This window comes from Frankia torreyi (assembly GCF_000948395.1).
Classification (GTDB): domain Bacteria; phylum Actinomycetota; class Actinomycetes; order Frankiales; family Frankiaceae; genus Frankia; species Frankia torreyi.
In genome coordinates this window covers 95194-115290 of record NZ_JYFN01000013.1, presented here as the reverse complement: position 1 = coordinate 115290, position 20097 = coordinate 95194, and the positions used below count along the sequence as shown (strand labels likewise).

General features: G+C 74.6%; 14 protein-coding genes. 7 read left to right on the top strand and 7 right to left on the bottom strand.

The genetic code is table 11. The features are described from left to right. Positions 1-781 precede the first annotated feature (781 nt). Positions 782-1702 (top strand): ATP-binding domain-containing protein, encoded by a 921-nt coding sequence (locus tag FF36_RS37665; RefSeq protein WP_339325603.1) that lies wholly within the window; start codon positions 782-784, stop codon positions 1700-1702. Positions 1703-1709: 7 nt separating this feature from the next. Here FF36_RS37665 and FF36_RS10745 read toward each other — a convergent pair whose 3' ends face one another. Next, positions 1710-4388: a SulP family inorganic anion transporter gene (locus FF36_RS10745; protein ID WP_052681043.1), complete on the bottom strand. Its 2679-nt coding sequence runs from the start codon at positions 4386-4388 to the stop codon at positions 1710-1712. A gap of 504 nt (positions 4389-4892) precedes the next feature. Here FF36_RS10745 and FF36_RS10740 point away from each other — a divergent pair. Together FF36_RS10740 and FF36_RS10735 are read left to right on the top strand one after the other, a co-directional pair. Beyond that, a complete protein-coding gene (locus tag FF36_RS10740) occupies positions 4893-6815 on the top strand; it encodes a DUF2142 domain-containing protein (protein WP_044884857.1) in 1923 nt (640 codons plus the stop codon). Positions 6816-6828: 13 nt separating this feature from the next. Beyond that, positions 6829-7839, top strand: a complete 1011-nt coding sequence (locus FF36_RS10735; protein ID WP_044884856.1) for an aldo/keto reductase — start codon at positions 6829-6831, stop codon at positions 7837-7839. Between the two features lie 93 nt (positions 7840-7932). Here the strand turns inward: FF36_RS10735 and FF36_RS10730 are convergent, their stop codons facing one another. Next, positions 7933-8460, bottom strand: coding sequence for a DUF1003 domain-containing protein (locus tag FF36_RS10730; protein WP_199865367.1), 528 nt, complete (start codon positions 8458-8460; stop codon positions 7933-7935). A gap of 299 nt (positions 8461-8759) precedes the next feature. Here FF36_RS10730 and FF36_RS10725 point away from each other — a divergent pair, with 299 nt between their 5' ends. From FF36_RS10725 to FF36_RS10715, 3 genes are all read left to right on the top strand, one after another. After that, positions 8760-9008, top strand: coding sequence for a hypothetical protein (locus FF36_RS10725; protein ID WP_044884912.1), 249 nt, complete (start codon positions 8760-8762; stop codon positions 9006-9008). A gap of 157 nt (positions 9009-9165) precedes the next feature. After that, a complete protein-coding gene (locus tag FF36_RS10720) occupies positions 9166-9435 on the top strand; it encodes a hypothetical protein (protein ID WP_044884855.1) in 270 nt (89 codons plus the stop codon). A gap of 27 nt (positions 9436-9462) precedes the next feature. After that, on the top strand, positions 9463-11031 hold the full coding sequence (locus FF36_RS10715; RefSeq protein ID WP_044884854.1) for a hypothetical protein: 1569 nt from the start codon (positions 9463-9465) through the stop codon (positions 11029-11031). A 651-nt stretch (positions 11032-11682) separates the two neighbouring features. Here FF36_RS10715 and FF36_RS10705 read toward each other — a convergent pair. From FF36_RS10705 to FF36_RS10685, 5 genes are all read right to left on the bottom strand, one after another. Beyond that, positions 11683-12657: an ABC transporter ATP-binding protein gene (locus tag FF36_RS10705; RefSeq protein ID WP_044884910.1), complete on the bottom strand. Its 975-nt coding sequence runs from the start codon at positions 12655-12657 to the stop codon at positions 11683-11685. Further along, positions 12654-13064 carry a hypothetical protein gene (locus FF36_RS10700; RefSeq protein WP_128423528.1) on the bottom strand — a complete coding sequence of 137 codons (411 nt, stop codon included), beginning with the start codon at positions 13062-13064 and terminating at the stop codon, positions 12654-12656. Before FF36_RS10700 ends, FF36_RS10705 begins: the two co-directional genes overlap by 4 nt. A gap of 366 nt (positions 13065-13430) precedes the next feature. Beyond that, positions 13431-14228 carry a response regulator gene (locus tag FF36_RS10695; RefSeq protein ID WP_044884852.1) on the bottom strand — a complete coding sequence of 266 codons (798 nt, stop codon included), beginning with the start codon at positions 14226-14228 and terminating at the stop codon, positions 13431-13433. Beyond that, the gene (locus FF36_RS10690; RefSeq protein WP_044884851.1) at positions 14225-15517 is read right to left on the bottom strand and encodes a sensor histidine kinase; all 1293 of its coding nucleotides are present in this window, start codon (positions 15515-15517) and stop codon (positions 14225-14227) included. The genes FF36_RS10695 and FF36_RS10690 overlap by 4 nt, the downstream gene beginning before the upstream one ends. 136 nt (positions 15518-15653) lie before the next feature. After that, positions 15654-16064: a hypothetical protein gene (locus FF36_RS10685; RefSeq protein ID WP_044884850.1), complete on the bottom strand. Its 411-nt coding sequence runs from the start codon at positions 16062-16064 to the stop codon at positions 15654-15656. Between the two features lie 253 nt (positions 16065-16317). On the opposite strand from FF36_RS10685, the gene FF36_RS39920 reads away from it, so the two are divergent. Further along, positions 16318-20055, top strand: a complete 3738-nt coding sequence (locus FF36_RS39920) for an AAA family ATPase (RefSeq protein WP_052681042.1) — start codon at positions 16318-16320, stop codon at positions 20053-20055. Positions 20056-20097 lie beyond the last annotated feature (42 nt).

Genomic DNA, 20097 nt, shown 5'->3' with positions numbered 1-20097 from the left:
CGCCCGGGAATCCGGTGAGCTGCACAACCAGGCCCGGACCATCTTCGTGCGGGCCGTGATCGAGGCGCTGGCCCGCCAGGTCGCCGACGGCTACGCCGCCGAGACGATCACCGTGCAGGTGCTGGAGGCGGACCCGGAGGCGCTCGACCTGCTGGCCCCGGCCGGCTTCGGCGGCACCAGCCTGCTCGACGACGAGGACCTGGCCCAGTTGCGCCGGGAGCTGCGCGCCGATCCGGCCGTGCGGGCGGCGCTGGACGAGCTGTGGCCGGTGCTGAGCCCCGAGCAGCTCGTCGCCGAGCTGTACGCGGACCCCGGCACGCTGGCGTCCGCGGCGCCGGAGCTGACCGCCGCCGAACGCCGCCTGCTGCACCGGCCGCTCGCCGAGGACGGCACCGACCCGGACGACGCCTGGCTGCGCGACCTGCGCGACGCCACCGCCGGCGCCGCGGCGTCGACGGGCCCCGGCGCGGACGGCACGACCGGCGCTGACCCCGGCGCGGACGGCGGACCCGCGGCCGGCACCGGCACCGGCACCGGCACCGAGAGTGTCAGCGGCGATGTCAGCGGCGACGGCGNTGAGCCCGGCCCCGGCGAGGGGCCGCGACCGGCCGGCGGTTGGACGGCGGCGGACATCCCGCTGCTCGACGAGGCGGCGGAGCTGCTCGGTGAGGACGACCGCGCGGCCCGCGCCGCGGCGCTGCGCGACCGGCTGGCCCGGGTGGCCTACGCCCAGGGCGTGCTCGACATCATCTCCCGCGACGTCGAGGACGACCCCGAGATCATGATGGCGACCGACCTGATCGACGCGTCCCGGCTCGCCGACCGGCACGAGGACGCCGACCTGCGGACGATCGCCGAGCGGGCGCTGGCGGACCGGACGTGGACGTTCGGTCACGTCGTCGTCGACGAGGCGCAGGAGCTGTCGCAGATGGCGTGGCGGATGGTGATGCGCCGCTGCCCGACCCGGTCGATGACGATCGTCGGGGACATTGCCCAGACCGGCGACCCGGCCGGCACGACGTCGTGGGAACGGGTCCTCGCCCCCTACACGGCGTCGGGCCCACGTCCGCGGCAGGAGTCGCTGACGGTGAACTACCGGACTCCCGCGGAGATCATGGCGGTGGCCGCCGACGTGCTCGCGACGCTGCGACCGCCGCAGCAGCCGCCGCGGTCGGTGCGCGCGCTCGGCCTCGAGCCCTGGCGGCTGCGGGTCAGCGAGGGTGAACTCGGCCCGGTACTCGCCCGGACGGTCCTGGCCGAGTTGGACCGGCTGACCGCCGGCCAGCTTGCCGTGCTGGTGCCGGCGGGGCGGCTCGCCGAGCTGACCGCCGCGGTGCGGGCGGCCGTGCCGGACGCCGAGACCGGCGGCGGCGCCCGGTTGTCCGCGCCGGTCGTCGTGCTCGGGATCCGGGAGGCCAAGGGGCTGGAGTTCGACACGGTGCTCGTCGTGGATCCGGACCGGATCCTCGCCGAGTCCCCGCGCGGCGCGCACGACCTCTACGTCGCGCTGACCCGGGCGACGCGGTCCCTCGGCGTCCTGCACACCAGCGAGGTGCCGGCGATGCTTGACCGCCTGTCCGCGGCTGGGCCGCCGCCGGACCTGCCGTCACCGGGGCTCGCGACACCGGAGCTGGCGACACCGGAGCGGCGTGCGTCCACGTCCCCGACGGCGGTCCCGGGCCGCGGGGACGTGGACGCCTGAGCGCCGGCTATCCCGTCGGAGCCGACCTGCGCCCGCGGCGAGCGCCCGACGCGGCCGGTGACGCCTGCTCGACGGCGGCGGTGTCCTGGCCGTCGAGTGCTGTCATTCCGCGTGCCGGCGTGTCCCAGCGCCGACCCGGGCCCTGGTCGGCGGGTGCCTTGGCCCGGGCATCCGCCGGGTCGACGAAGCGTCCGGTCTCCTCGTCGAGGACCGAGATCTGTGCGGCGCCGATGTCGAAGTACATGCCGACGAGCTCGAGCGTGCCGTCCTCGAGGGCCCGGCGCACGGCCGGATGCTCGCGCAGGTTGTCGAGCTGCTGCGCGACGTTGGCCCGGCCGAGGCGCTCGACCGGCGCGAGGTCCTCCGTCCCCGCCGGGGGCGTGCGGGTCAGCGACGCGGCGGCGTGGGACAGCCAGCCGGCGAGCGCCGACTCCGGCTGACCGTGCAGCGCGCCGGTCAGCAGCGCGTTCATGGCGCCACAGCCGGAGTGGCCGCAGACGACGATCGCGGGTACCCGCAGCACGTCGACGGCGTAGTCGAGCGCGGCCGTGACGGACAGGTCGCCGGACACCGGCAGGCCGAAGCGGAGCCCCGAGGCGGCACCGGGTGGCAGTTCCACCCCGGGCGCGATGCTCACGCCGGCGGCCATGCCGACGCCCGAGGCCATGCCGACGCCGGTGCCGGTCGGGCTGGCTGAGGCGAGTCGGCCCAGGTCGCGGGCGAGGGGCCGGCCAAGCGGCGGACGGTGACTCGCGTGCCGCGGAACGATGTTGCCGACGTTGCGGACGGTGAACAGGTCGCCGGGCCCGCTGCTGGTGATGATGTTGGGGACGATGCGCGAGTCGGCGCAGGTGAGGAACAGCGCGGAGGGCTGCTGTCCTTCGGCGAGGCCGTCGAAGGTGCCGCGCAGCAGCGGCGCGGCGCGGCGGTGGAACTCGTTGACGCCGACGAGCATCGTGCCGACGTGGTCGACCTGGACCGCCGCGGACGGCGCGTGGTCGGCCGTCCCGGCCTCCTGGTGGTCGATCTCGTCCAGCTCCTGCCACTGCGACCAGGGGGCGAACCAGCGCGGCAGGTTCGGCGTCACCGAACGGCGCCGTTCGGTGTGGTCGGACCGACGGAACCAGACCTGGCCGATCTCGTCGATGCTGACCACTCCGCCGGACGCCTCGTGGTTGGCGCACCAGCCGCGCAGGTGCTCGAAGGCGGCGTGGTCGAGGTAGTCGACGATGAGCTCGATCGAGACGGGTGCGCCGAGCGGGATCCGGCCGAGGACGCGGGCCAGGCGCGGCAGCGACAGGAAGCTCAGCGTCCCCTCGACCTCCACCTGCCACAGCTCACCGGAGCGCACCAGGCGGACGCTCGACCACAGGACCCGACGCAGGACCAGCCCCAGCGCGGTGACCAGCCCGAGCGCGACACCCTGCAGCAGGTCCAGCGAGACGACGCCGACCAGCGTCACCAGGTAGACGGGCAGCTCGCCGTGCCGGCGGACATGACGCAGGTGGGCCACGTCGACCAGGCGCAGCCCGACGACGACGAGCAGGCCGGCCAGGGCCGCCAGCGGAATCCACTCCACGGCGAACCCGAGGAACAGCGCGAACGCCAGCACCCAGAGGCCGTGCAGGATCGCCGAGGCGCGGGTGCGCCCGCCGGAGATGACATTGGTCGAGCTGCGCACGATGACGCCGGTGATCGGCAGACCGCCGATGAGGCCGGAGACGAGGTTGGCCGTGCCCTGGCCCAGCAGCTCGCGGTCCAGGTCGGCCCGCGGCCCCCGCCAGCCCTTCGAGGTCGCGAGCTGGTCGACGGCGACGGCGGACAGCAGCGACTCCACGCTGGCGACGATCGCCACGGTGAAGATCCCCAGCGCGATGCCGGACCAGTCGCCGTGGGGGAACTCGGGCAGGGCTATCGAGTCGAACAGGGAGGCGGGCAGCTCGACGCGTGGGACGTCGAAGCCGACGGCGGCGGCGAACGCGGTGCCCACGACGACGGCGACGAGGTAGGCCGGGATGCGGCGGAGGGCACCCGGGACGGCCTGCGGCAGCCGCGGCCAGAGCAGGATCGTCGCGATCGTGACCAGGCCGACGACGGTCGCCGGGCCGTGCGGGCTCATGATCGCCTCGGGTATCGCCCGGATGTTCTCCAGGGCGTGACTGTCGGCCTTCCCGCCGAGCACGACGTGGATCTGGCCGAGGACGATGGTGAGGCCGATGCCGCCGAGCATGCCGTGGACGATGGCGGGTGAGACGGCGAGGGAGGCCCGGGCGACGCGGCACAGGCCAAGCAGGATCTGCAGCAGGCCGGCGGCCGCGGTGATCATGCAGGTGACCCGCCACCCGTAGGTGTTGACGAGATCGGCGACGATCACGGTCAGACCCGCGGCGGGCCCACTGACCTGCAACGGGGCGCCACCGAGGGCCCCCGCGACGATGCCGCCGACCACCGCGGCGAGCAGGCCGGCCGCGACCGGGGCACCGGAGGCGACGGCGATGCCCAGCGACAGCGGCAGGGCGACGACGAAGACGACGAGGGAGGCCTGCAGGTCGGGACGCCACCCCTCCCGGCGGGCCGCCTCCCGCCGCGACCGGCGCGAGCCGCGCGGCGGGGTCTTCCGGCTCGCCTCGACCGGCGGCGAGTGGCTGTGCCGCGACGGCGACGGCGGGGTGACCGGTGGGGTCATGTCCAAACTCCTCGAGGATCGGCGCAATGAAGGGGGTCACCCAAACGGGCGGCCCGAGGGTGGCGTCGTAGCCGATGGTTCTCGTTCTGGTCACTACCAGCAGTCAGCGGTGCACGACGCCCACCTGGTCTACCGCGGATGGTGACGGGGTTTGCACTGAACCCAACGATCCGGACGGCGGACGAGTTTCTTTCTGTGATGGTCCACCCAGTCGCGCGTAACCATTGGACAGCAACGCCCGGCGCTGTCCCAGGGATCGGGCGGACCGCCGTCATAGGACATCAGGTATATATTTCCCAAGTAGGAACGTATGGGACATATATGACAGAAGGCTATAGAAGTCGCCGCCCTCGGCGGGTTCGCGCCGCCCGAAATGGGCGGGTCCGGGTCCCCACCTGGCGACCGATCCGTCGCTGTCGCCCATACTTGTCGTGACATGGGTGAGAATTTCGCCCCGGACGGCAGTCTGCGCGCCCGCCGGGGCGCGGGCGGGGGACGTCGCGCATGCATCGTCGTGGCCGGCTCGCCCGGCTCCTGCTCGTGGCGGGGTTCGGCCTGCTGCTCGCGGCGTGGGTCGGCAGCAACGCGCCGGGCTTCGGGCCGGACGAGCCGGCGAACTTCGTCAAGGAGGTCGGCGCCGGCACCGGCCAGTGGTCGGGCACGCCCGGGCGGCTCGCGCATCCGGCGTTCGGGGCGCAGCCCGGGGCCCCGGAGCGCATCGACTGGATCAACCGCAACAGCCGGGTCTTCCGACTGCCGGCCGGGCTCGACCCGGGCCGGGCCGGTTTCCCCTGCAACCTGTTCCGCAACTGGCTGTCGGTGAGCTGCCTGGACCGGCCGCACCCCCGCCCACCGGCGACGCGAGCCCTGAGCTATGTCGGGACCTACGAGCCGTATGTCTACGCCGTCCCGGGCGCGGCGATGGCGCACACCGACACGGCGCTCGGCGCGCTCTACACCGGGCGGGCGGTCACCGCCGCCCTCGTGGCCGGGCTGCTCGCCGTCGCGGTCGCCGCGGCGTGGAGCGGGCCGGCCGGCCCGCTCTCGGTCGCCGGGGTGCTGCTGGCCGCGTCGCCCATGGTGCTGTTCATGGGCTCCGTGCTCGGCACCAACGGCATCGAGATCGCGGCCTGCACCGCGCTGTTCGCGCTGGTGCTGCGGATGGGCCGCGCGACGGGTCCGCCCCGCTGGGCCTGGCCGGCGGTGGGCGTCGTCGGCGCACTGCTGGCGCTGTCGCGACCCACCGGACCCGCCTGGGTGCTGCTCGCCCCGCTCGTCGGCCTGGTGCTCGCCCAGCGGCGCGCGGGCCGGTGGCGGAGCGCGGACCGGTGGCGGAGCGCGGACCGGTGGCGGAGCGCGACCCGGTGGCGGCGGGCGTGGCCGGTGCTCTGGCTGGGGCTGGCTGCCGGCGGCGTCGTGGCGACGGCGCTGTGGGAACGGGCCGTGCAGCCGCATCCGGGGATCCGCCGGGCGCTGGTCGTCGAGGGGCTGCATCGCCTGCCCCACGACGCCGACGCCTGGGTGCGGCAGTGGGTCGGCGTGTTCGGCTGGGCGAGCCTGCCGATGCCCACGTACGCGTACCGGATCTGGTGGCTCGCCGTCGTCGTCCTCGCCCTGGTGGCGCTGGCCACCGGTCCGTGGCGGGCCCGGCTGGGGTTCGTGGCCGTGCTCGTCGGCGCCGCGGTGGTGGCCGTCGGCCTCGACGTCGTGGTGCTGCGCCAGACCCGCTTCCCGGTGTATGGGCGTTACCTGCTGCCCCTCGCGGTGTTGCTGCCGCTCGCCGCCGGGGAGATCGTCACCCGGCAGGCGGCCCGGCTGCCGGGGGCGGTCCGCCGGCTGATCCAGGTCGCGGTGCCGCTGGCGGTCGCCGCGGTCCACCTCGTCGGGCTGTGGGCGAACGCCCGCCGTTACGCCGTCGGCACGGGCGGACCCGTCTGGTTCCTCGGCCGGTCGCAGTGGAACCCCCCGGGCGGCTGGTCGCCGTGGTTCGCGCTCGCCGCGGCCGGAACCCTCTGTCTGGTCGCATTCGCCCTGACCGGCCTGCGCGCGACCCCGGCCACGCCCGGGGCGCAGACCGCCGGCGGGCCCGACACCGGCGACCTCACCGCCTACCCGACCGAGACCGGCGACGGCCACACAAGCGACGACGGCTACGCAAGCGACGACGGCTACGCAAGCGACGACGGCTACGCAAGCGACGACGGCTACGCAAGTGACGACGACTACGCAAGCGACGACGGCTACGCAAGTGACGACGACTATTCGACCAACGACGGCTACGCAGGCGACGACCACCGAGCCTCCCGTCACGAGGACGCGGCCCGAAGGGCATCCGGTGCGGAGGTGGCGGGCACCACCGGCCGAACTGCCCCGGGGAAACCGACCGACCCCGGCAGGCACCGAGCCTTCCCGACGGGCGACGACTGAAAGCAGGATCGACGTGGACTACCGGACGATGGGCCGGTCCGGCCTCAAGGTCTCCCAGGCGTGCCTCGGCGCGATGAACTTCGGCGCGGTCGGCCTCGCGTCCTGCGACGAGACCGAGGCCACCCGGATCATCAATGCCTTCCTGGACGCCGGGCACAATTTCATCGACACCGCCGACATCTACAGCGGCGGGCAGTCGGAGCAGATCGTCGGACGCGCCATCGCCGCCCGCCGTGACGAGGTCGTCCTCGCCACCAAGGGACACATGCCCGCCGGCCCCGGCCCGAACGGCCGCGGCTCGTCCCGGGTGCACCTGACCCGCGCCCTGGACGCGAGCCTGAGCCGGCTCGGCACCGACTACGTCGACCTGTACCAGGTGCACCAGCCGGACGACGAGACGCCCATCGAGGAGACGATGGCGACCCTGGACGGATTCGTCCGCGCCGGCAAGGTGCGCTACCTCGGCTGCTCGAACTACAGCGCCAGCCGGATCGTCGAGGCGCAGTGGGCGGCCGAACGCATTCACGGAACGGCGTTCGTGAGCCTTCAGCCGCAGTACTCCCTCGTCGCGCGCGGCATCGAGGCCGAGGTCCTGCCCGTCTGCGCCCGCCACGGCGTGGGCACCCTGATCTACAGTCCCCTGGCCGGCGGGATCCTCGCCGGGCGCTATCGCCGCGGCGCAGATCCGGACGCCGACACCCGCGTCGCCCGCCTGCGCGCGTGGGGCGCCCCGGCCGCCCGGCGTTTCGCCGATGGGATCGTCACCGAGCGCGGGCTGGGCATCGCCGAGGCGGTGGCCGTGGTCGCCGCCGAGCTCGACACGACGCCCGCGGCGGTGGCGCTCGCCTGGGCCGCCGCCCGTCCCGGCGTCACATCGGTCATCATCGGACCGCGCACCTTCGCACAGTACGAACAGAATCTCGCCGGATTCGACCTTGCCCTGCCCGAGGAGCACGCCGCCCGCCTCGAGGAGATCTCCGGTCCCGCGCCGGGCCCGCTGGACGGCCGCGACGCCGACCGCTGAAACGCCCGGCCAACCGGCCGCACCGCCGGCCGCATCGCCGGCGTGGTCGCCGCCTGGCAGATCGGCGACGGTGGGCGGCGGCCGGACGTCGGCTCAGAGATGGCCGGCGTCCGTCGGCTCGGGGTGACCGGTGCTGAGCTCGGTGCGAGCGTGCGCGAGGGTCTCCTGGACGTGCCGTTCGATCTCGGCGGGGTCCAGGCCGAGGGCGCGGCCGATGTGCACGGACCAGATCTCGGCGCGCAGGTTGGTCTCGAAGTCCAGATCGGCGCGCAGGTTCTGCCGGGTGGCCTCCCGGTTCTGGCTGACCATGACGAACGTCGACAGGAAGATCGCCTCCAAGCTGACGATCATCGTGAGGAGGCCGAACGGGTAGCGGTCGAACACCGCGCCGTCACCGAACACGCCCTCGTTGAGCAGGATCCAGCCGGTGAACCAGACGGCGTGCAGGTACACGAAGGGCAGCGATCCGGCGAACGCCGTGATCAGGTCCGCCGCGCGGTCCTGGGGGGAGCTCATCCGGGTGAAGACGACCCGCTCGTTGCGGATGCGGGCGCGGGAACGGGAACGGCCGGCAGCGCCAGGGTGTCGGTGCTGGTCGTGAGCGTCGGCGGGGGAACTCATGGCCTCCATGCTGATGTCCGACCGGCCGGACACCGCCCCCGGCCCCGCGGCGGCGGCCGGGGGGCGCCCGGCCTCCCGCCGCGGGGCCCGCCCGGGCACCGATGCCGACCCGTGACCGGGCGACATCGCCAGGTTGCGGAAGGTAATGATCACTCCTACAGTTCAGAGGTGCCGATCGGCCGAGGCGGATATCGACCTCTGTATTCGGCCGACCTTTTCGCCCGGCGCGGTCCGGAGCCGGCCGGTGCATCGATCCGCGCGCGCGTCGCGCACCCGAGCGATCCGAACGGAGCCAGATGATGAGCACCGGCAGCGGACTGAACGCCGCCGACCTGGCCCGGGAACAGGCGGAGCTGCTACCCGACCGCCTCACCCTCGCCGCCGTCGAGATCAACCGCAACGAGTTCGATCCGAGCAACTACCCGGTCAATTCGCCGGGCAGCAACAACTCCTACATCGAGAACCACAGCGAACCCCAAATCGCCTACAGCAGCGGATCGGTCGTCGAGTCCATCGTCAACAGTTGGAGCCAGGTCAACCAGTGGTGACACTGTCCACCGACGCGCGTGCCGGCCACAGTGCAATTAAACCGTACGCAGATGACCGCGTGACACGCCCGGCTGAAATCCCCGCCGCCAGGTTCTCGTGCGGCTAGCGTGCCACCCGTCCGAGCAGTCATAAAGACTGGATCACGACGGGGGAAGAATGCGCTATAATTCACCTGATGGGCTCGGCGTGGAACACCCGGAGTTCATCCTGGAGAAGGCGGAGCTGCTACCCGAAAGACTGACTCTGGCGGCCGTGGAGATCGGCCGCCGGGAATTCGATCCCACCTTTTTCCCGGTCAACTCGCCCTGGTCGAACATGGCCCACATCGACGCGCACGGCGAACCACAGATCCTCGGCGGGATCCTGCCGATCCTCATCTCGCTGGTACCCAGCATCAACATCATCTTCCAGTTCGACAAATCCTGACCAACCTGCGACGACGGACGGCCGAGAATGACCGAGATCCGCCCGCTGTCCACGCCCGGCACGGTGCCCGCCCGACCGTGCCGGGCGGACGGCCTGGCCCTGCTCGGCGAGTTCGCCGGCTCCGGCCTGGACCGACCGGTCCAGCTCGCCCGCCGCGGCGACGGCCAGGTCGTCGCGCTCACCGAGCTGCTCGCACACATCCTGGCGGCGGCCGACGGCACCCGCGACATCGAGGCGATCGCCGGCCGGGTGGCCGCGCGCGACGGGCGAACGGTCAGCGGGGCCGACGTCCGCTACCTGATCGCCGACCGGCTGATGCCGCTGGGCCTCATCGCCGCCGCGGCCGGTGCCACCCCGACGCCCCGGGCGGCGGCGATGTTCACCCTCGCCGGACGGCGGACCCTGCTGCCCGCGCCGGTGGTGACCCGGTTGGGCGGGGTCCTCGCCGTGCTGTTCCGGCCGCCGGTCGTCGCCGGACTGCTCACCCTGCTGGTGGCGGCGGACGGCTGGATGCTGCGCCGGCACAGCGTCGCCGACAGCGCGGCCACGGTGCTGGCCACCCCGACGCTGATGCTGGCCGTCGTCGGGCTGACCCTGGCCGGCGCCCTGGTCCACGAGTGTGGGCACGCCGCCGCCTGCCGCTACGGCGGCGCCCGGCCCGGGGTGATCGGCTTCGGCATGTACCTGGTGTGGCCGGCGTTCTTCACCGACGTCACGGACTCCTACCGGCTCTCCCGGCGTGGCCGCCTGCGCACCGACCTCGGCGGCATCTACTTCAACGGGCTGTACGCGCTGATGCTGTGCGGCGCGCTCGCGGTCAGCCACGCCGAGGTCCTGGTGACCGCGATCGTGCTCGCCCACCTCGACGCCGCCCGCCAGCTCGCGCCGTTCGTCCGACTGGACGGCTACTACATCATGGGCGACCTCGCCGGCGTCCCCGACCTGTTCAGCCGGATGATCCCGGCGCTGCGCTCCGCCCGGCCCGCCCGGCGCCGGCCGCCGTCCCCCGGAGAGCCGGCCGGCGGCAGCGCCACCCCGGCGGGCGGTGCCAGCGGTGCCGGGCAGGCCGGCGGCGCGGGGTCTGCCGGACCGGGCGGCGGTGCGCGGTTGACCGGCCTGACCCGGCGCGCTCGGCTGGTGGTGACCGCCTGGGCGCTGCTGGCCGCGCCCGCGATTCTGGTCAACCTGGTGCTGCTCCTCGTGTCGGTGCCGTTCGTCGTGCCCCGCACCGCGCGTGCCGTCTGGGCGCAGCTCGCGCCGGCGGGTTCGGCACTCGGTGACGGGCAGGTGCTGACCGCCGTCGCCGACGCCGCAGCCGCCGTCATCCTGGCGCTGCCGGCCGCCGGCATGCTGTTCGTGCTGTTCCTGCTCGGCCGGGCGGTGGCCCGCGGCCTCGCCGCGCACCACCACCGTGGCCGCGATCGCCGGCCCCGCAGGGTCAGGCGTCGCGGCGTTGCAGGCAGCGACAGGCGGCACCGAGAAACAAGGCCAGCCACGCCGCGACCACGGGCACGGCGACACCGGGCGACAGAAAGCCGGCGTCGTCCGACCCGGTCAGGGAGAGGCTGTCGCTCGCCGGGCCCGGCAGATAGCTGAGCACGTGTGCCGCCCACCAGGCCGGAAGCAGCCCGCCTGCGATCGCGGGGGCGAACAGCAAGGCGAGCACCGAGGTGAGGGCCCCGGCCGCGCTGCGGGTGAGGACTGCCAGGGCCAGCCCGATCAACGGAAAGACCGGGGCCAGCCCGATGGCCGCGGCGAGCGTGCGCACCTCGCTGCCGGCGGCGAGGTCGGCGTTGGTCACGTACGGCAGGCCGTAGGCGTGAAACACCGGCTGCGCCGCGAGCGCCGCCAGCGCGGTGACGGCCGTGAAGCCCACCCAGCTCGCCACCGCGATCACGACGATCTTGGCCAGCAACACCCGACCACGGCGCGGCGTCACCGTGAGGGTCAGTCGCACCAGCCCCGCCCGGTACTCGCAGGCGCCGGCCCGCACCCCGAGAACGACGAGCAGGACGCCACTGACAATCCCCGAGACCAACGGGAACAGGACGGGGTCGAACTCGGCGCGGTCCTGCTCGGACCAGCCGTCCGACTCGAGGCCGACCGCGACGGCGAGCAGCACGCACAGCGCCGTCCCGAGGATCGGGCCGAGACAGGCGATCACCAGGGTCCCGCGCATCGCGCGCAGCTTAAGCCATTCCCCGGCGACCGTGGCCGTCCACCGCGGCGGGGCGGCGGGGGCCCGGCTCATGGTTTCTCCCCCCGGCGGCCGACCTCCCGGTGACCGGTCCCCTGGTGGTTGACAACTCGCCGGTCGACGGCTTGGTACTCGACGGTGTCGTCGGTGAGCTCGATGAAGGCGTCCTCCAGCGTTGCCCGCCGCTCGGTCAGCTCGTGCAGGGCGAACCCGCGGCCGGCGGCGAGATCGCCGATGGCCGGCGCCGTCATGCCGGTGACCAGTAGCGCGCCGTCGGCGTCCGGTGCCGGGGTCACCGAGGCACCGGCTGCCCGCAGCGCCGCCGCGAGCTCGGGGGCACGCGGCGATGCCACCCGGATGTGGGTGCCGGCACCCGCCCGGGTGATCTCGGTGACGCTGCCATGGGCGAGCAGGCGGCCGCGGCCGAGGACCAGGACCTCGTCGGCGGTCTGGTCCATCTCGCTGAGCAGATGGCTGGAGACGACCACGGTGCGCCCCTCGGCGGCGCAGCGCCGCAGCAGCCCGCGGACCCAGCGGACGCCGTCGAGGTCGAGGCCGTTCACCGGCTCGTCCAGGATCAGCACCGCCGGGTCGCCGAGAAGCGCGGCGGCGATGCCGAGCCGTTGGAGCATGCCGAGCGAGAACCCGCCGACACGGCGCCTGCCGAGGTCGGCAAGGCCGACCTCGGCGAGCACCTCGTCGACCCTCCGGGCGGGCACGCCGCCAGCCCGGGCGAGCCAGGCCAGGTGCTGGCGGGCCCGCAGGCCGGCCGGCGCGGCCCTCGCGTCGAGGAGCACCCCGACCTCGTGCATCGGCGCGGCGAGATCGCGCAACGCGCGGCCTCCGATCGTCGCCCGGCCGCTGGTGGGCCGGTCAAGGCCGACTATCAGGCGCAAGGTGGTTGACTTGCCGGAGCCGTTCGGGCCGAGGAACCCGGTCACGACGCCAGGCGTCACGTCGAAGGTCAACCGGTCCACCGCGACCGTGTCGCCGTGCACCTTCGTCAGCTCGCGTACCTGGATCACCGCTCGGCGTTCCCGTCCCACGGGTCGTCGCCGTCCGGCGCGGGAGAACCCGACGCCGGCAGCGTGGGAGAACCCGGCAGCGTGGGAGAACCCGACGGCGGGGCGGACGGGGCAGGCAGCGCCGGTCCGGGGGACGCGTTCGGAGCCGACGGGCCGCGGGGCGCAGGCGAGTGCCGGCCGGCGGAACGGTCCGCCGACCTGCGGTGCCGGCTGTACTCACCGAACGCGGCGGCGAGCACGAACAGCCCGAGCAGGGCGATCCGCACCGGCCGGAGCGCGTCGAAGGTTCCGCGGACCCAGTCGGGCGGCTCGATATCTGGCAGGTCGATCGCGGGCAGGCCGACGTGCGGCAGGTCGCCGGCCAGCCTGGGCAGAATGTTGACGGCGGCGACGAGCAGCCCGACCACGACGGCCGAGGCGACCCTGGCAAGCCGCCAACGCGCCCAATCGGCCGGGCGACCGAACCAACCGAGGCCGCCCGGCCGCGGACCGTTGGCAGTCGCAGGCGGGTCGACCGATCCTGAACCGGCAGGCACGGGCGGCACGGAACGCACGGGCGGCACGGCAGGCACGGGCAAGACGGCTGGCACCGGCTCGTGGGCGGCGGGGTCGTCGGGTTCGTCCATGCTCGGGAAGCTAGATCCACGGTGGTCCGGGCACATCCGCCGCAGGTATGGACCTGCCTCCTACTACAGTCGCAGTCCGCCGGTCGGATGCCCCGAGGCGCCGGGCCGCTCGGGCGAGGTCGCCCACGGCCGGTCGCCCACGGCGGGTCAGTTCGGCCGGGGGCGCACCAGCCCGTGGTCGTAGGCGAAGACGACGGCCTGTACGCGGTCGCGCAGGCCGAGCTTGCGCAGCACGGCCGACACATGCGTCTTGACGGTCGCCTCGGTGAGCACGAGCTCGGCGGCGATCTCGGCGTTCGACAGGGCGAGCGCGACGAGCCGGAGCACCACCGCCTCCCGCTCGGTCAGTTCCTCCAGCCCGATCCGGATCCGGGCGCCCCGCCCGGCTTCCCCGCCGACTTCGGGCGGGGAGACCGCACGGACCGGGCGGTCGAGGGAGCCGGCGCCGGCGCGGCGGCGCCCGGCCGGACCGTCGGGAGACGGGGCATCGGCGACGGACGGCAGCGTCTGCGCGAAGCGGTCGAGCAGCCGCCGCGTCACCGTGGGCGCGAGCAGCGCGTCCCCACGGGCGACGACGCGGACGGCGTCGACGAGCTCGGCGGGCCGCACGTCCTTGAGCATGAACCCGCTGGCGCCCGCCCGCAGCGCCGCGAAGACGTACTCGTCGAGGTCATACGTGGTCAGGATGATGACCCGCGCCGCGCTGCCCGAGGCGGCGATGCGCCGGGTCGCCTCGACGCCGTCCATCGTCGGCATCCGCACGTCCATGAGCACGACATCGGGTGTGCTCCCGCCGACGAGCTCGACCGCCTCGGCCCCGTCGCCGGCCTCACCAACCACCTCGATACCGGGCCGCGCATCGAGGATCATGCGGAACCCGCCTCGGACAAGCGCCTGGTCATCGGCCAGCAGCACCCGAATCGCCGGGGTCGCCTCGGTCGTCATACCGGTCTCCCGCCGAGTTCGGTCGGCAGCGGAAGGCTCGCCCGGACCCGGAATCCGCCGCCGTCACGCGGGCCGACCTCCAGGCTTCCGCCGAGCATGGCCGCGCGTTCCCGCATGCCGATGATGCCGTGCCCGCCGCCCCTGCCTGTCGGCGCCGGCGCCGTCGTGATCGTCGCGGCGCGCCGGCCGGCGCGGACGACCGGTTCAGGGCCGCCTTCGGAACCAGCACCGGTGCCGATGGCCGCACCGGTGCTGATGGCCGCACCGGTTGCGGCACCTGTGGTGGGCCACGGGGTCGGCGCGCCTCCGCCGGAGAACCCCGTGCCCGGCGTGCCGACGCCGTCGTCGACGATCTCCAGGTCGAGGGTGGCCGCGGTGTAGGCGAGAGTGACCTCGACGTGGGACGCGCGTGCGTGGCGCAGGGTGTTGGTCAGCGCCTCGCCGACGATGCGGTAGGACGAGACGTCCACCCCGGCGGGCAGCGGGCGTGCCGCGCCGATCACGCGAATCGCGACCTGCAGCCCGGCGGCGCGCAGCGGCTCACCCAGCTCGTCCACCCGGGCCAGGCCGGGCTGCGGGCGCACCGGGCCCACCTCGTCGCCGCCGGGACGGACGACGGCGAGCAGGCGGCGTAGCTCCGCCAGCGCATCCCGCCCGGTGGTCTCGATCGAGCGCAGGGCGCGGCGGGCCTGGTCGGGACGGGTGTCGAAGACGTCGTCGGCGGCCGCTGCCTGCACGATGATCACCGACACGCTGTGCGCGACGACATCGTGGATCTCCCGGGCGATGCGGGCCCGCTCCTCGGCGACCGCCCGCCGGGCCTCCCCCTCGATGGCGGCCCGGCGATTACGGGCGATCTCTCCGATGGCCCAGGCGGCGATGGCCAGGACGATCGTGAAGTACGTGTCCTCGCGGCTGGCGGAAGCGAAGTCGACCGCGCACACGCCGAGCAGCGCTGTCAGCGCGGGCAGGGATCGCAGTGGCGGTCGGGCGGCGGCGAACGAGCTGATGGCGATCAGGGCCGCGATCGGGATCACGACCGAGGGGACGAGGATCTGGATGATGAGGCCGCCGACCAGCGCGGCGGCGAGCGTGGCTCCGGGCCGGGTACGGCGCCAGTACAGCGCGAGCGACTGGCCGACCCCGAGCGGCAGGCCAAGGACGATCAACAGCGGCTCACGGGTGCGGTCGTGCTCGTCCAGCACCACCGCGACCAGGAACAGGCCGATCAGGAGCACGATCCCGACGTCGGTGGCGCGCCGCAGCCGCCCGCGCCATCTCCCGCCCACCGTCCGATCATGCCCGACGCTCCCGCCGGCGGACACGGTGTCGCGCCGTGGCTTGAGACCCGCCGCGGCTTGAGACCCGCCGCCAGCGAAAGCTGGTCACCGTCGATCGCGAACCGACGTGTCGGAACGGCTCCACTCAGTAGGTGTTCTGGGAAAGCATGGCGGCGACCTTCTGCGCGCCACCGAGATGCACTCGGGGCACCTCGAAACGCCATGCCGTCCCGTCGTGAAGGTGAATCTCGAACACGCCGGCCACCTTTGCCTTGTTGAGCTGGGCGAGTCGCACTGCGGGTCGCGGCGCCGCCGCGATCATCGTTTCGGTGGGCTTCGGCCGGAAGGCGCCCCGCTTGGCGGCAAACAGGATGACCTCGCCGGGGAACACTCCGAGGTAGCCGATCTGGCCTCGGGCCAGCATCGCGCCGTCCGCGGAGCCGCTCGCGGCCACGGCCGCGCCCACGGCACCCCCGATCGCGCCGCCCACCGCCGACCGGACCATGCCGATCGGCTCGACAAACGTGCCCACGATCGCCACCCGATGATTCGCCACAACAGCCCTCCTGTTTCTCGTCCTGATGCTCGTCCGGCCGAGGCCGCGCCTGACGGCCGTCGCCGACCGGTTCCGACCTCGGCCGTCGTCCGTCTGGGCGTGCCGCGGATGTGCCACGGGTGTGCCGCCGCCGGCGCGTCGCGCTGACGACAGGGCGATCCACGGGCGCCCGGGCGTTCCTAGGATCGGCGGGAGTGGCCGCGTTCGGCCGCGTCGGCGTGCTGCGCAGGGGCATGGTGGGGAGAGGGCGACGTTGGCACTGGACCGCCTGGGCGCCGCCGTCGTGCTGTCCCACCCCGCGCTGTCCCAGCCGGTGCTGCCCCAGCCGGTGCCGCCCCAACCCGTGTTGCTCCGCCCGGTCGCGCGTCCCGCCGACGAGAACCCGGCCCGGGAGCCGGGCGCCGCGGGGGTGTTCGTCGGACGCCGGGAGGAGTTGGCGCTGCTGGCCCGGCTCGCGGCGCGGGCGGCGGCGGGGCGGCGTCAGGTCGTCGTCGTCTCCGGCGAGGCGGGGATCGGCAAGACGTACCTGTGCGAACGGGCCGCCGAGCAGGCCGAGCAGGCCGGTCTGCGGGTCGAGTGGGGACGCTGCTGGCCCTACGGTGGCGCGCCGCCCCTGTGGCCCTGGCCTGCGGTGCTGGCGGCGGTGAGCGGCACGCCGGGCGGCCATTCGCTGGCCGAGGGACTCGGCGGCGAGGCGGCCGCCCCGGAGCGGTTCACCCGGTTCCAGGCGGTCGCCGATCTGGTGGCGCGGCGACTGGCCGGCCGGCCCACCATGATCGTGCTGGACGATGTGCACGCTGCCGACGCCGACGCCTTGCTGCTGACCCGTTTCCTCGCCCGGGCGCTGGACCGGGTTCCGCTGCTGCTGGTGCTCACGCGCCGCCCCGACGACCAGGGCGACCCGGCGCTGGCCCGGCTCGCCGCCGACGTGGAGCGCGAGGCGACGGTCCTCGCCCTGCGCCGGTTCACCCTCCCCGACGCGGAGGACTACCTCGCCGCGCACGGCCTGCACGACCTACGGGCGGCCGACGCCCCTCCGGTCGGCTCCCTCGACCTGATCAGTGCCGGCGACCCGATCAGTGCCGGCGACCCGATCAGTGCCGGCCACCGGGTGGGTGCCGGCGACCCCGCCCGTACCACCGGTGCAGGCGGCGGGGGGCACCGCGCGGGACAGGACCTGGCCCGGACGGTACTCGCCATCACCGGCGGCAATCCGCTGTACGTCAGCCGGGTCGTCACGCACGGCTCCCCGCAGTCGGGCCTCGCCGGCGTGGAGCAGGCGGTGGCGGACAGTATCGGCCGGCTCGGCGCGGACAGCCGCCGAACGCTGGCCCTGGCCGCCGTGCTCGGCCGGATCGTGGCCATCCACGACGTCGCCGCGCTGGCCGATCGGCCCGTCCCCGCCGTCCTTGACGCCCTCGCCGACGCGCGGCGGATCGGGCTCGTCGAGCCGGCGGGCACCGACCGCTTCCGGTTCGGGCACGACGTCATCCTCGGCGCCGCTGCCGCGACGCTGCGACCACGGGAGCGCCTGGACGCCCATGCCACCGCCGCGGCTCTGATCGGCGCGTCGGACCGGGCGGACCGGCTGGCGCTGCGTGCCCATCACGCGTTGCGGGCGGCCGCCCGCTCCGGCGAGGACGCGCAGCGCGCCGTGGGCGCCTGCCGGGCGGCGGCCCGATCCATGCGCCGCGGCTCCGACTATCAGCAGGCCGCGGCGTTGCTCGACGCCGCCGTCGCCGTGTCCGATCCGTGGCCGGCCGTAGCGGGGCGGGCCGCGCTGCTGGTCGAGCGGGCCGAGGCGATCCTCGCCTGCGGTCGGCTGTCCGCCGCCCGCGACGCCTTCGCCCGCGCGGCCGAGGCCCTCGACGGATCCGACGACCCGATCCTGCTGGCCCGCGCGGCGCTGGGCCTGGGCGGCGTCTGGCTCAACGAGCACCGCGATCCCATTGACCGTCGACGCGTGCTGGCCCTGCAACGCAGCGCCCTCGACGCCCTGGCCGCGGCCGTCCCCGCAGCCGGCGCGTCAGCCCGCTGCGCGACCGTGACGGCGCACGGCGGAGCAGCGGTGACCAGTGGGACAGCGGTGACCAGTGGGACAGCGGTGACCAGTGGGACAGCGGTGGACGGCGCGGCGACGGGTTCGGGGGCGGTGAGTGACTCGTCTCTGCGGCAGGTGGTGTCGCTGCGGGGGCGGCTGGCGGTCCGGCTCGCCGCCGAGTCGGTCTACGACGGCGCGACGCCCGCGCGGGCGCTGGCGGAGCTGGCGGCGATCCGGGCGACGGGCGACGCCCCGGCCCTGGCGGAGGCGCTGTCGCTGACCCATCACGCGATGCTCGGACCCGAGCACAACCCGGTGAAGCTGGCCCTCGCGCAGGAGCTGCTCACGGTCGCCGCGAGCACCGGGGACGGCATGCTGGCGCTGCTGGGACTGCTGTGGCGGACGGTGGACCTGTTCCACCTCGGCGACGCGCGGGCCGAGCGGTCGCTCGCCGAGCTGCGGGCGCGGGCCGACGCCCTGGCCTGCCAGAGCGTCCTCTACATCGTCGCGGCGATGGACGTCATGCGGCTGGTGCGCGCGGGCCGGCTGGCGCAGGCCGAGGCCGCGGCCGGCACCTGCCTGGAGCTCGGCCTCGCCGTCGGGGACGCGGACGCCGAGGCGTTCTACGGCGCGCAGCTCGCCAGCATCCGCTGGATGCAGGGCCGCGACGGGGAGCTGCTCGATCTCGCGGCCGAGGCGGCCGCCTCCCCGACGCTGGCCGCGGGCGACTTCGCCTTCGCCGCCGGCGCCGCGATGATGGCGGCCCGCGCCGGCCGACTCGACGAGGCCCGCGCCGCGCTGCACCGGCTCGTAGCCGGCGACGGTGGGCTGGCCGCCCTGCCCACGTCCAGCAGTTGGCTGACCGGGATGGTCGCCGTCGCCGAGGCCGCCGGCCTGCTCGGCGAGCGGGCGATCGCGGAGCAGGTCCGCGGGCTCGTGGAACCGTTCGCCGACCTGCCGGTCATGCCGTCGCTCGCCGTCACCTGCTTCGGCTCCACCGAGCGGGCCCTCGGTCTGATCGCCCTGGCACTCGGCGACGCCGACGGGGCCGTGCGCCACCACGAACGCGCCGTGGCCGCGAACCGGCGGTTCGGCAACCGTCCGGGCACCGCTCTGTCCCGCGTCGACCTCGCCGCCGCCCTCACCGCCCGGGCCGGCTCCGGGGACCGCCCGCGGGCACGTACGCTCCTGGCCGCTGCCCACGCCGAGGCGGAGGCGATGGACCTGCCGGTCCGCGCCGCCCAGTGGGCCGCCCTGCTACGCGCGGCCGACGCCTCCGCCGACGCCGACGCCAAGCCCGCCGACGCCAAGCCCGCCGACGCCAAGCCCGCCGACGCCGAGGCCGAGGCCGAGGCCGCCGAGACGACCGCCGGGTCGTCGATCCCCACGGCCGAGGCGGGGCGCACCGGTCGCACGGGGACGCTGACACGCCAGGGCGACGGGTGGACGCTGGCCGCCGACGGCCGGCGACTGTTCCTGGCCGACCTGCAGGGGCTGCACCATCTCGCGGTGCTGCTGGAACGCCCCGGCGAGGGGGTGACGGCGCTGGCCCTCTGCGGCGCGGCGCCGTTCGACGCCGGCCACCACGAGGTGGTCGACCGGCAGGCCCTGGACGCCTACCGGCGGCGGCTGCGCGAACTCGACGAGGAACGTCAGGACGCCGAGGCCGACGGCGACACCGACCGAGCCCGCACACTCCAGGCCGACTGGGATGCCCTGACCGACCACCTGCGCACCGTCGCCGGCCTCGGCGGGCGCAGCCGGGCGTTCCGCACCTCGGCCGAACGCGCTCGCACCGCCGTGCGCAAGACGGTCAGGCGCGCCCTGGACGCGATCACCGCCGCCGATCCGGACCTCGGCGCCGAACTGCAGGCCACCATCACCACCGGCCTGACCTGCCGCCACATCCCGACGACGACCAACCCCCGCCGCTGGACCGTCCGCCGCTGACCGGGACCGCATCGCAGCACACATCCGGACGTGTCGCGGGCC